Source organism: Micromonospora sp. SCSIO 07396 (genome assembly GCF_053667945.1).
On the sequence record NZ_CM132210.1, the window covers coordinates 6,274,772 to 6,286,988 of the forward strand.

At 72.3% G+C, this 12,217-nt stretch carries 13 protein-coding genes; 10 read left to right on the plus strand and 3 right to left on the minus strand.

The genetic code is table 11. The features are described from left to right. Positions 1-43: 43 nt before the first annotated feature. The 5 genes from ACWCHM_RS27620 to ACWCHM_RS27640 are packed head-to-tail and all read left to right on the plus strand — an operon-like array spanning position 44 to position 4,782. Positions 44-796 carry an NUDIX hydrolase gene (locus ACWCHM_RS27620; protein ID WP_454220414.1) on the plus strand — a complete coding sequence of 251 codons (753 nt, stop codon included), beginning with the start codon at positions 44-46 and terminating at the stop codon, positions 794-796. Then, positions 793-1,836, plus strand: coding sequence for a serine/threonine protein kinase (locus ACWCHM_RS27625; protein ID WP_454220416.1), 1,044 nt, complete (start codon positions 793-795; stop codon positions 1,834-1,836). The genes ACWCHM_RS27620 and ACWCHM_RS27625 overlap by 4 nt, the downstream gene beginning before the upstream one ends. A 10-nt stretch (positions 1,837-1,846) precedes the next feature. Beyond that, a complete protein-coding gene (locus ACWCHM_RS27630; RefSeq protein WP_454220417.1) occupies positions 1,847-2,806 on the plus strand; it encodes a hypothetical protein in 960 nt (319 codons plus the stop codon). Beyond that, the gene (locus tag ACWCHM_RS27635; RefSeq protein ID WP_454220418.1) at positions 2,803-4,116 is read left to right on the plus strand and encodes an adenylosuccinate synthetase; all 1,314 of its coding nucleotides are present in this window, start codon (positions 2,803-2,805) and stop codon (positions 4,114-4,116) included. The genes ACWCHM_RS27630 and ACWCHM_RS27635 overlap by 4 nt, the downstream gene beginning before the upstream one ends. A 48-nt stretch (positions 4,117-4,164) precedes the next feature. Beyond that, positions 4,165-4,782 (plus strand): DedA family protein, encoded by a 618-nt coding sequence (locus tag ACWCHM_RS27640; protein WP_204958509.1) that lies wholly within the window; start codon positions 4,165-4,167, stop codon positions 4,780-4,782. A 34-nt stretch (positions 4,783-4,816) separates the two neighbouring features. Here ACWCHM_RS27640 and ACWCHM_RS27645 read toward each other — a convergent pair whose 3' ends face one another. Beyond that, entirely contained in the window at positions 4,817-5,455 is a 639-nt protein-coding gene (locus ACWCHM_RS27645; protein ID WP_204958508.1) for a TetR/AcrR family transcriptional regulator, read from the minus strand. A 78-nt stretch (positions 5,456-5,533) separates the two neighbouring features. On the opposite strand from ACWCHM_RS27645, the gene ACWCHM_RS27650 reads away from it, so the two are divergent. Both ACWCHM_RS27650 and ACWCHM_RS27655 read left to right on the plus strand, forming a co-directional pair. Beyond that, entirely contained in the window at positions 5,534-5,986 is a 453-nt protein-coding gene (locus tag ACWCHM_RS27650) for an SCP2 sterol-binding domain-containing protein (protein WP_204958507.1), read from the plus strand. 2 nt (positions 5,987-5,988) lie between these two features. Further along, on the plus strand, positions 5,989-7,203 hold the full coding sequence (locus ACWCHM_RS27655) for an acyl-CoA dehydrogenase family protein (RefSeq protein WP_204958506.1): 1,215 nt from the start codon (positions 5,989-5,991) through the stop codon (positions 7,201-7,203). A 699-nt stretch (positions 7,204-7,902) separates the two neighbouring features. Here the strand turns inward: ACWCHM_RS27655 and ACWCHM_RS27660 are convergent. Beyond that, on the minus strand, positions 7,903-8,127 hold the full coding sequence (locus ACWCHM_RS27660) for a helix-turn-helix transcriptional regulator (RefSeq protein ID WP_357925098.1): 225 nt from the start codon (positions 8,125-8,127) through the stop codon (positions 7,903-7,905). 225 nt (positions 8,128-8,352) lie between these two features. Between ACWCHM_RS27660 and ACWCHM_RS27665 the strand changes: the two genes are divergently transcribed. The 3 genes from ACWCHM_RS27665 (at position 8,353) to ACWCHM_RS27675 (ending at position 10,603) form a co-directional block, all read left to right on the plus strand. After that, complete coding sequence (locus tag ACWCHM_RS27665) at positions 8,353-8,529, plus strand: hypothetical protein (RefSeq protein ID WP_357925095.1); 177 nt, start codon at positions 8,353-8,355, stop codon at positions 8,527-8,529. After that, complete coding sequence (locus ACWCHM_RS27670; protein ID WP_454220419.1) at positions 8,526-8,795, plus strand: hypothetical protein; 270 nt, start codon at positions 8,526-8,528, stop codon at positions 8,793-8,795. Before ACWCHM_RS27665 ends, ACWCHM_RS27670 begins: the two co-directional genes overlap by 4 nt. Positions 8,796-9,037: 242 nt before the next feature. Beyond that, complete coding sequence (locus tag ACWCHM_RS27675; RefSeq protein WP_454220421.1) at positions 9,038-10,603, plus strand: AMP-binding protein; 1,566 nt, start codon at positions 9,038-9,040, stop codon at positions 10,601-10,603. A 109-nt stretch (positions 10,604-10,712) separates the two neighbouring features. On the opposite strand, the gene purD is transcribed toward ACWCHM_RS27675, so the two are convergent. Beyond that, positions 10,713-11,963 (minus strand): phosphoribosylamine--glycine ligase, encoded by a 1,251-nt coding sequence (purD, locus tag ACWCHM_RS27680; protein ID WP_204958504.1) that lies wholly within the window; start codon positions 11,961-11,963, stop codon positions 10,713-10,715. Positions 11,964-12,217: the final 254 nt, after the last annotated feature.

Sequence of the window (12,217 nt, forward strand, 5' to 3'; positions counted from 1 at the left end):
AGTTGTTCTCAGATCGAGTAATTCTCAACCTGAGAGGGACGCCGTGAACGAGCAGGAATTCCTCGCCGGATACGACCCCAGCGCCTACCCCGCGACCGCGATCACCGTGGACGTGGTGGCGCTGACCATCCGCGAGGGCGCGCTGCACCTGCTGCTGATCCGGCGTGGCCAGCCCCCCTACCAGGGGCACTGGGCGCTGCCCGGCGGGTTCGTCCAGCCCGACGAGGACCTCGCCACCGGGGCCCGCCGCGAACTCGCCGAGGAGACCGGCCTCGGCGGCGACCGGCTGCGCCGCGTCCACCTGGAACAGCTCGCCAGCTACGGCGCGCCGGAGCGGGACCCCAGGATGCGGATCGTCTCCGTCGCCCACCTCGCCTTCGCCCCCGACCTGCCCGACCCGGTCGCCGACAGCGACGCCGACGAGGCCGGCTGGCTGCCGGTCACCGCCCTGCCCAGCCGGCAGCTCGCCTTCGACCACGCCCGGATCGTCGACGACGGGCTGGAACGGGCCCGCTCCAAGCTCGAATACACCCCGCTGGCCACCCGCTTCCTCGGCCCCGAGTTCACCATCGCCGAGCTGCGCGGCGTCTACGAGACGGTCTGGGGCCACCCGCTGCACGCCGGCAACTTCCACCGCAAGGTGCTCTCCGTCCCCGGCTTCGTCGAGAGCACCGGCGTCAACACCGAACGCGGCGGTGCCCGGGGCGGTCCGCGCGCCCGCCTCTACCGGGCCGGCGACGCCCGGCTGCTGCACCCGGCGCTGCTGCGCCCCGCCCGGGAGGAGACCATCAGGTGAGGACCGACGAGGCGATCCGACTGGTCGCCGCAGCCCGCACCGACGCCGACCTGTTCGGCGTCGACACCCCGGCCCGGCGCTACCGCGAGCTGGTCGCGGCCCTGCACCCCGACCGGCTGGGCACCCTCGACCATCGGGTACGCGCCGCCGCCACCGACGCGTTCGTCCAGGTCACCACCCGCTGGCAGGCCACCCGTACCCCCGCCCCCGGCGACCCGACGACCACCGCCGGTCGGCCGGCACCGGACGGCGGCACCGACCCCGCCACCGTCGTGCTCGGCGGGTACCGGCTCGGGGCGCTCGCCCACGCCGGTGACCTCGCCGACCTCTACGACGTCGGGGCGGAGCGGCTGCTCAAGCTGCCCCGCGACCCGGCCGACAACGACCTGATGGCCCGCGAGGCGTACGCGCTGCGGCAGATCGAGGACCGGGGCGACCCGCGCCACCTGCCGTACGTGCCCCGGCTGGTGGACAGCTTCCGGCACCGCGACGCCGCCAGCGGGGCGGAACGCCGGATCAGCGTGCTCGCCGCCGTACCCGGGCTGCACGACCTCGACGCGGTACGCCGGGCGTACCCCGACGGGCTGGACGCCCGGGACGCGGCCTGGATGTGGCGGCGGCTGCTGGTCGCCCTCGGCCTGGCCCACCGGGCCGGCGTGGTGCACGGCGCGGTGCTCCCCCGGCACGTGCTGATCGAGCCGGACGCGCACGGCGTGGTCCTCGTCGACTGGTGCTTCTCCGCCGTCGACGGCGGCACCGTCCCGGCGCTGGTCCCCGGCCACGAGGACTGGTACCCGCCGGAGGTCACCGCGCGGCGGCCCGCCGGCCCCGGCACCGACCTGGCGATGGCCGCGACGTGCATGAGCTGGCTGATGGGCGACCGCGCCCCCCGTGAACTGCGCGCCTTCGCCGACGGCTGCCGCCGCCCGGCGCTGGCCGCCCGACCCGACGACGCCTGGCGACTGCTCGGCGAACTCGACGAGGTGCTCGACCGGCTCTACGGGCCGCGCACCTTCCGACCGTTCACCCTCAACCCCTAGGGAGGCTGCCATGGGCAGCGGAATCTGGTCCACCGACGTGTACGACGCCGCCGACCGCTACCGGAAGAAGAAGGGCAAGAGCGCGTTCTCCTACAGCGACGGCGGGGCGCGGACCGTGCACCCGGCGCTCGACCCGCGCGACGCGGTCCGGGAGAGCCGGGACTCGGCCGAGCACCCGCAGTCGACACCCATCGCGGTGCTGTTCGACGTGACCGGCTCGATGGGACACGTGCCCCGCACCCTCCAGGCCAAGCTGCCGCAACTGCTCGGGCTGCTGCTGCGCCAGGGCTACGCCCGCGACCCGCAGGTGCTGTTCGGCGCGATCGGCGACGCCACCTGCGACCGGGTGCCGTTGCAGGTGGGGCAGTTCGAGTCGGACAACCGGATGGACGACGACCTCGGCCGGATCGTGCTGGAGGGCGGCGGCGGCGGTCAGATGACCGAGTCGTACGAGCTGGCGATGTACTTCATGGCCCGGCACACGGTCACCGACAGCTGGGAGAAGCGCGGGCGGCGCGGCTACCTGTTCATCATCGGCGACGAGCTGGCGTACCCCCGGGTGAACCGGCGGGAGGTGCGCCGGCTGATCGGCGACGACCTCGGCGAGGACGTGCCGCTGCGGCAGATCGTCGACGAGGTGACCCGGCGCTGGGACACCTACTACCTGCTCCCCGCCGGCAGCCACTACGCCGGCAACGCCACGGTGCTCGACTTCTGGCGGGACCTGCTCGGGCAGCGTGCCGTCGTGCTCGACGACCTGGACGCGGTCTGCGAGACCATCGCGCTCACCGTCGGCCTCGGCGAGCAGGCCATCGACCTGGACGAGGGGCTGCGCGACCTGGACCGGGCCGGTTCCACCGCCGGCCGTACCGTGTCCAAGGCGCTGGCCCCGCTGGGCGGCGGCCGGCGGGCCGAGGTCTCCACGCTGCCGGCCACGTCCCGCCGGGCCGGTGGGGTGACCCGGCTGTGACCGCCCTCCCCGACCCCGGACAGGCCGGCCGGCACGTGATCGTGGTCGACCTCGGTTACGGCGACGCCGGCAAGGGCACCGTCGTGGACTGGCTCTGCGCGATCCGCCACGTGCACACCGTGGTGCGGTTCAACGGGGGTGCGCAGGCCGCCCACAACGTGCTGCTGCCCGACGGCAGGCACCACACGTTCGCCCAGTTCGGGGCGGGGACGTTCCACCCCGGGGTACGCACCCACCTGGCCCGGCAGCAGGTGGTGGACCCGCTGGCGCTGGCCGCCGAGGCCGACCACCTGGCCTCGGTCGGGGTGCCCGACGCCCTCGACCGGCTCACCGTCGACGGGGAGGCGCTGCTGGCCACGCCGTACCACCGGGCCGCGAACCGGCTCCGGGAGATCGCCCGGGGGGCCGCCCGGCACGGCTCCTGCGGGCTGGGGGTGGGCGAGTCCGTCAGGTACGGGCTCGCCCACCCCGACGAGGCCCCCCGGGTGGCCGACTGCCGGGATCCGGAGCTGCTGCGCCACCGGCTCACCGTGCTCCGGGAGCGGCTCACCGCCGAACTCGGCCCGCTGGACGCCCCGCCGGTGGCGGACTGCCTGCCGGCGTTCACCGGCTTCGCCGACCGGGTGGCGATCGTCGACCGGTCGTACCTGGCCGGGGTGTTGCGGGCGGGGACCTGCGTCTTCGAGGGGGCGCAGGGGGTGCTGCTGGACGAGTGGCACGGCTTCCACCCGTACACCACGTGGAGCACCACCACCTTCGCCAACGCCGAGACGCTGCTCGCCGAGGCGGGGGCGGCCGGGTCGGCGTACCGGCTGGGGGTGGTGCGGACGGTGACCACCCGGCACGGGCCCGGTCCGCTGGTCACCGAGGACCGGACCCTGCCGTTGACCGACCCACGCAACCCGACCAACCCGTGGCAGGGCCGGTTCCGGTTCGGCCACTTCGACGCCGTCGCCCACCGGTACGCCCTGGACGTGGCCGGCGGGGTGGACGGCCTCGCCCTCACCCACCTCGACCTGACCCGCCCCGACCCGGCCCGCCCGGCGCTGAAGCTGTGCCGCCGCTACGACGGGACCGACCGGTTGCGCCCCGGCCCGCCCGGTGACCTGGAGCGGCAGGCGGACCTCACCGCCCGCCTGCTGACCACCCGCCCGGTGTACGACGCCCCACCGACCGACTGGCCGGCGGCGGTGTCCGAGGCGCTGGCCGCCCCGGTGGTGCTCACCTCGCACGGCCCCACCGCCGCCGACAAGCGGGAGCACGGCAGGTCGGCCGCCGATCCGCTGCCGGTTTCCCGGCGGGTGGCCTGATCCGGCGACTGGGCCCCCGGCCGGGGGCCCAGCGTCGAGCATGAGGGCATGCAGTCGGTGCTCGACCTGCTCCACCACACCGTCACCTCGCCCTGGGTGTACCTGGTGATCTTCGTGGTGACCGCGGTCGACGCGTTCTTCCCGGCGGTGCCCGGCGAAACCGTCCTGATCACCGCCGGGGTGTTCGCGGCCAGCGGCCACCCGAACCTGGTGGCCGTGATCGCGGTGGCGGCCCTCGGCGCGCTCGCCGGCGACCACGTGTCGTACGGCATCGGCCGGGGCGGCGGCGCGGAGCGGTTGGCCCGGCTGCCCGACGGCAGCCGCCGCCGCAGTGGCTCGGACTGGGCCCGCCGGGCGGTGGACCGGCGGGGCGGTTCGATCCTGACCACCTCCCGCTTCGTGCCGGGCGGCCGGACGGCCGTCACCCTGACCATGGGTGCCGTCCGGTATCCGCTCCTGCGCTTCCTGGTGTTCGATGCCGTTGCCGCCACCGTCTGGAGCCTGTACTGCGGGCTGCTCGGCTACTTCGGTGGGCTGGCCTTCGAACGCGATCCGCTCCGGGGGCTGCTCGTCGGCGTCGGGCTCTCGCTGGCCGTCACCGGGGTGTTGGAGCTGGTCCGCTGGTGGCGTCTGCGGGCCCGTCGCCGCGCCGCCGCCCACCGCTGACCCCTCGGAGCCGGGACCGGCGGGCGGGGGGCGGTCAGTCCGCCGGGGGTCGCCAGGTGACGCCGTCGAGGAGTTGGGCCGCGCCGAGCCAGGCGACGTTCATCATCCGGGTGGCGGTCTTCTCCGGTTCGGCCTCCGGGTGGTCGGCGAGCCAGTCGGCGAGCGACTCGCTCGCGCCGACCAGGGCGTACGCGACGACCTCCAGTTCGGTGCCGGCGACCTCCCGGCCCCTGGCGCGCAGCGCGTGGTCGAGCATCCCGGCGACGACGTCGACGAGCCGGGCGCGCATCGCGGCCAGCTCGGCGGCGAACGGTTGGGAGCCCCGGGCCTGCCGGTAGAGCACGGCCCAGCCGTCGCGGTGCGCCCCGACGAAGCCGAAGAAGGCCCGCAGGCCGCGCCAGAGCCGCTGGTCGGGTGGGAGGTCGGGGGCGGCGGCCCCGGCGATGGCCAGCATCATCCGGGCGGTCTCCCGGTGCAGGCAGGCGACGAAGAGTTCCTCCTTGGTGCCGAGGTAGGCGTAGACCATCGGCTTGGAGATGCCCGCGTCCTCGGCGATCTCATCCATGCTGGCGGCGTGGAAGCCGCGTCGGGAGAAGACCTTGACCGCCGCGTCGAGCATCTGCTGCTCGCGGACGGCCCGGGGGAGGCGCTTGAAGCTCGGCGTGCTGGACACCCTTGCGAGCATACCTACTCGTGCGTAGGGTTACGCGGGAGTAACCAGAACCGGCCCGTCCCGAGAGGTGCAACTTCCATGACTGACTTCGACCCGGCCAACTTCGCCAACTACGGCCCGAAGGAGTTCGCCCAGCTGGTCAAGTCCACCCCGGATGACAAGATCGCCGAGGTGATGTCCGGAGACCTGCGCGGCAAGGTGCTCAGCGAGGTCTTCGGTCGGATGCCGCAGATCTTCCGCGCCGACCGCGCCGGTGCCACCAGCGCCGTCATCCACTGGAACATCACCGGCCGGCCCGACGGTGGCAGCGACACCTACGAGATCGTCATCGAGAACGGCACCTGCACCGTCTCGGAGACCCCCACCCGCGACCCGAAGCTCGCCCTCACCATGGGCCCGGTCGAGTTCCTGAGGATCGTCTCCGGCGGGGCCAACCCGGTGATGATGTTCATGACCGGCAAGCTCAAGGCCAAGGGCGACCTGGGCCTGGCCGCCAACATCGCCAACCTGTTCGACATCCCCAAGGCCTGACGATGGCCGAGTTCTCGCTCGACCTGAACGAGGAACAGCGGGACCTGCGGGACTGGGTGCACGGCTTCGCCGCCGAGGTCGTGCGCCCGGCCGCCGCCGAGTGGGACGCCCGGGAGGAGACCCCCTGGCCGGTCATCCAGGAGGCGGCGAAGATCGGCCTGTACGGCTTCGAGTTCCTCGCCACCTGCTGGGCCGACCCCACCGGGCTGTCCCTGCCGATCGCCAGTGAGGAACTCTTCTGGGGCGACGCCGGCATCGGGCTCAGCATCTTCGGCAGCTCCCTCGCCGTCGCCGCCATCTACGGCACCGGCACCCCCGACCAGATGGTCGAATGGGTGCCGCAGTGCTTCGGCACGGCCGACGAACCCGCAGTCGCCGCGTTCTGCACCACCGAACCGGAAGCCGGCTCCGACGTCGCAGCCATGCGCAGCAGAGCCGTCTACGACGAGGCCACCGACGAGTGGGTGCTGCGCGGGCAGAAGGCGTACGCCACCAACGGCGGGATCGCCGGCGTGCACGTGGTCACCGCCTCCGTCGACCCCGAACTGGGCTCCCGTGGGCAGGCCGCGTTCGTCGTACCGCCGGGGACGGCCGGGCTGCACGCGACCCGCAAGCTGAAGAAACTCGGACTGCGCGCCTCGCACACCGCCGACGTCTTCCTCGACGACGTCCGGGTGCCCGGCCGCTGCCTGCTCGGCGGCAAGGACGCGCTGGACGAGCGGCTGGCCCGCGCCCGGTCCGGGCAACGGGCCAGCGGCCAAGCCGCGATGCGCACCTTCGAGCTGTCCCGGCCGACCGTCGGCGCACAGGCGCTCGGTGTCGCCCGCGCCGCCTACGAGTACGCCCTCGACTACGCCAAGGACCGGGTCCAGTTCGGCCGGCCGATCATCGAAAACCAGGCCGTCGCGTTCGCCCTGGCCGACATGAAGATGGAGATCGACGCCGCCCGGCTGCTGGTCTGGCGGGCTGCCTGGATGGGCCGCAACAACCGGCCGTTCACCGCCGGCGAGGGCTCGATGTCCAAGCTCAAGGCGGGCGAGGTGGCCGTCGCGGTGACCGACCGCGCCGTGCAGCTCCTCGGCGGGGCCGGCTTCCTGCGCGACCACCCGGTCGAACGCTGGTACCGGGACGCCAAGATCTACACCATCTTCGAGGGCACCTCCGAGATCCAACGGCTGGTCATCTCCCGCGCCATCTCCGGCGTCCAGATCCGCTGACCGCACACTCCCCGCCACGAACCGCTATCGCACCTCGAATTATCTGATTTCAACTCGCGTTCGCGTAGGCTTGTGCAGTTAGGGTAATCTGGCACAGCACGGCTGCCGTTCACTTGGCCACCGTGTCGGACCTCAACTCAGCCAACTTCGGAAGCCAGTTAATTTAGGGCAGGCGCCGCCGACGGACGACTGCTCACTCAATTTATATACGGCTTGAAGATGGTAACGGCCCAATCGGGCAGCATTCTAAATTGCGCCTAGCAACAAGAGGACCCTGCTCAGTCGGCGCAGGACCTCAGCTTCATCGGTACGCAAATGACGTGCTGATCGAGTTGAGTCCTGCGCGCCTCACTCGATCACTGTGAGGAAGGATGCGTTGGTGGGGTTCCCTCTTGTCGAAACAATTCTGACTGCTTGCCCGTGGGCGGCGGTCGTGCTCGCGGTATGCATGGTGTCGAGGCTAATCATCGCCAACGTGGCATTGCACAAGGTCCCGGCCGATCGCCTCCCTTCAGTCTTGAAGGCATTGGCAGACCTGTTCCACGTCAGGTTTCGGCGTCGATAGGGTAGCGAGCTGTTGCGGTGGTCGGGTGGAACTGTTAGTCCCACCCGACTACCGCCCTCGGCCCGCCAAACCAACGAACTTCCAGAAGCTGACCCGGGCTCACTCTCAGCCCTGCATGCCTCAGGGCCACCAAGTCAGCCCTGTTCATCCTCGTCCGCCGGCGGCCTAGGGGGGCGGTGATCCCTGATGTACGCCTCGACGTCGGACCGCAGCCACACCGAGCCGCCGATCAACTTCTGAAACGGCGCGGGGAACTTGGGCAGCAGGATGAGCTGCCGGAATCGCGACCTGCTCACGCCCAGCATCTGCTGGATCTCGGCGGCTCCGACGAGCGGACCTGGAACTTCTTCCTCGCCCATGACCCCGAAGGTATGCACAGTGAGTCCTACCCTTTAGGGCCTGCCTTACACGGCCCGCCATGAGGGTTAGAAACCTTCAGGGCCTGCCCTACATGGCCTGCCTTAGTTGACAGATGGGTCACTGGCGGTGTGGAATCGGTGACGCGGTGCCCCCGCCCTGGTGGAGCGGGGCTCGGTGGGGCGGGGTGCCGCAAAGACCCCGACCCACCGAGCCCCGGAGGCGGAATGCGCAGACATCGAGAGGTGCCGCATCTGGTCGAGCTGTCCTGGCGCTGCTTGGATCAGCACCGCAACGCGCACTGCGACAAGTGCACCGAGACCGGCTTCTGCCCGGTCGCGGAGGCTGCCCGTACCCGGATCCGGACCTGGCGCAGGTACCGCGTCGTGTTCGGTAGGCCATGACCGCGCCCCTGCCAAGCGCGGGCGACCTGCTGGAGGTAACCCGCGCTGCCAGCGTCCAGTTCCTCAGACCGATCCGGTTCCGGGTGATCCGCGTGCTCAACTGGCCCACCTACGACGGCTGGGTCTGGCTCGACGGCTACCGGCTTGACGCCAAGGGCGACGCGGTGACCCGCCGGTCGATCTTCGTTCAACCGGCCGGGCTGGTAATCCACCAACGCACCACCCCCGCACCACCGCGACGGTCCGGAGCGTGGCAGCGACCTTGAACGGGCCCGTGTACACCCCATATGGGGTATGTCACCGTCGGCCACCGGTCGGGCTGCCGTCCGCAGTCGACCCGCCCGGCCTGTCACGTTCGATTGACGAGCAGGTCACCCTCTGTCCAGGACGTGTGGTTCCCACCCGGCACCGGGTGGGCTCTCCATTGGAACAGGAGCATGATCGAGAGAGGAAGCCCTGGTGAGGCCACACGCCTGATCCCGGAACGCACCCCGAAGGAGGTCGTCGGATGGACCTGCCGTTCATCGTGGCCACACTGACCAGGCGGGGACTGCTCACCCCCGGACGCCCCGTCCGGGTCGCCTCGCAACTCGCCGCGCTGCGCCGGTGGGGCTGGGGCATGGCCGGCGAACTGCGGCAGGCCGCCGCCCGGGACCCGGGTCGCATCGCCGTCGTCGACGAACACGGCCACGAACTCACCTACCGGCAACTGCTCGACCGGGCCGAACGGCTCGCCCGGTCGATGCGCAGCGTGCTCGGCGTACAGGCCGGGGACCGGGTCGGGCTGCTGTGCCGCAACCACCACGGGCTCGTCGAGGGCATCGTCGCCGCCACCCTGATCGGCGCCGACGCGGTGCTGGTCAACGCCGGACTGTCCGCCGCGCAGCTCGCCACCGTCGCCGAGGAGCAACGGCTGCGGGTGCTGGTGCACGACACCGAGTTCGCCGAGCGGGTCCTCGGCGTCCCCGCCGAGGTGCAGCGGGTCGACGAACCCGGCCTCGACGCCCTGATCGCCGCCGCGCTCCCCGCCGACCGGCTCACCCCGCCCGCCCACGACGGCCGGACCATCGTGCTGACCTCCGGCACCACCGGCACACCCAAGGGTGCCCGCCGGCCCGTCCCGAACGGTTTCGGCCCACTGGTGTCCATCATCGACCGCATCCCGCTGCACACCCACGACACCGTGCTGATCGCCGCCCCGATCTTCCACACCTGGGGGTACGCGGCACTCCAGGTCGCCTTCGCGCTGCGCGCCACGATCGTGCTGCACCGCCGGTTCGACCCGGCCGCCACGCTGGACGCGCTCGTGACCCACCGGTGTCAGGCGCTGTTCGCCGTACCGGTGATGGTGCAGCGCCTGCTCGACGTGCCGCCGCCGGAGCCCCGACCACCGCTGAAGGTGGTCGCGGTCAGCGGCTCGGCGCTGCCCGGCGGCCTCACCACCCGGTTCATGGACACCTACGGCGACGTCCTCTACAACCTGTACGGCTCGACGGAGGTCTCCTGGGCCGCCATCGCCGGCCCCGCCGAGCTGCGCCAGGCCCCCACCACCGCCGGTCGCCCCCCGCACGGCACCCGCCTGGAGATCGTCGACGACGACGGGAAGCCGGTGCCGGCCGGGCGGGTCGGCCGGATCCTCGTCGGCAACGAGATGCTGTTCGAGGGCTACACCTCGGGGGCCCGCCGGGAGACCCACGACGGGCTGCTCGACACCGGTGACCTCGGCCGGGTCAACGCCGACGGGCTGCTCTTCGTCGACGGCCGGGCCGACGACATGATCGTCTCGGGTGGGGAGAACGTGTTCCCGTCCGAGCTGGAGGACCTGCTCGCCCGGCTGCCGCAGGTCCGCGAGGCCGCCGTGCTCGGCGTGCCCGACCCACAGTACGGGCAACGGCTCGCCGCGTTCCTCGCCCTGCACCCCGGCGAGACCCTCGACCCCGAGGCGGTACGCGAGTACGTCCGGCGCTACCTGGCCCGGTTCTCCGTACCCAGGGATGTGATCTTCGTGAAGTACCTGCCGCGCAACGCCACAGGCAAGGTGCTCACCCGCGAACTCCGCCGCTACTACGGCTGACCTGTCCCTGACCGTGTCGGGCGACGGTCCGCGGTGGGCCGACCACTGCGCCGGGAACGATCCGCCGCGCTCAGCGTCGGTGGCTCCCCGGCCATTACACCGACGGCGGTCAGTCCGGAACGGTGATCCGGCCGTCGATCGCGGTGGCGGCGATGTCGTTGCGGTGGTGCGAACCGGCCAGCTCGATGCCGCGTACCAGGGCGTAGGCGGCGTCGCGGGCGGCGGTGAGGTCCGGGCCGGTGGCCGTACCGCAGAGCACCCGGCCGCCGGCGGAGAGCAACGCGCCGTCGGCGGCCCGGCGGGCGGTGCCGGAGTGGATGACACCCGGGTGGTCGGCGCCGGTGATCACGTCACCGGTACGCGGAGTGGCCGGGTAGCCCTCGGCGGCGACCACGACGGTCACCGCCGCACCGTCGCGCCAGCGCAGCGGCGGGTGCGCGGCCAGCGTGCCGGTCGCGGCGGCGTGCAGCAGCCCGGCCAACGGGGTCTCCAGCAGCGCCAGCACCACCTGGGTCTCCGGGTCGCCGAAGCGGGCGTTGAACTCGATCACCCGGGGGCCGGCGGCGGTGAGCGCCAGCCCGACGTAGAGCAACCCGGAGAACGGGGTGCCCCGGCGGCGCATCTCGACCAGCGTCGGGTGGACCACGTCGGCCAGCACCTCGTCGACCAGGCCCGGCGGCGCCCACGGCAGCGGCGCGTACGCCCCCATGCCGCCGGTGTTCGGGCCGCTGTCGCCGTCGCCGGCCCGCTTGAAGTCCTGCGCCGGCAGCAGCGGCAGGGCCGCCTCACCGTCGGTCACCACGAACAGGGACACCTCGGGGCCGGACAGGTACTCCTCGATCACCACCCGGCCGCACTCCTGCGCGTGCCGCAGCGCGACGTCCCGGTCGTCGGTGACCACCACACCCTTGCCGGCGGCCAGCCCGTCGTTCTTCACCACGTACGGCGTGCCGAACTCGTCCAACGCCCGCCCGACACTGTCGGCATCGGTGCAGGTGTACGCGCGGGCGGTCGGCACCCCGGCCGCCGTCATGACCTCCTTGGCGAAGGTCTTGGAACCCTCCAGCCGGGCCGCCGCGGCCGACGGGCCGAAGACGGGGACGCCCTTGGCGCGTACCGCGTCGGCGACCCCGGCTACCAGCGGCGCCTCCGGCCCGATCACCACCAGGTCGGCACCGACCTCCACGGCCAACCCGGCGACCCCGGCCGGATCGACCGGATCGACCTGCCGCAGCTCCGCCACACCCGCAATCCCCGGGTTACCGGGCGCCGCGAACAGGACCTCGACAGCCGGATCCTCGACCAACCCCAGCGCGAGCGCATGCTCCCGCCCGCCACCACCCAGAAGAAGTACGCGCACGGCGACGAATCCTACCCACCACCCCGCCCCCGCCCCCGCGCCGTCCCGCCCTGCCCCGCGCCTGACCTCGACTCGCCCCGTCCCGCCTCGCCCCGTCCCGCCTCGTCCCGCCTCGCCCCGTCCCGCCTCGCCCTGCCCCGCTGATCAAGAGGTTTGCGTCACGTTGAAGATCGACTTTGACGCAAACCTCTTGATCAGCTGACGCAAACCTCTTGATCACCGTCCGAGGGGTCAGGGGTCAGGGGTCAGGGGTC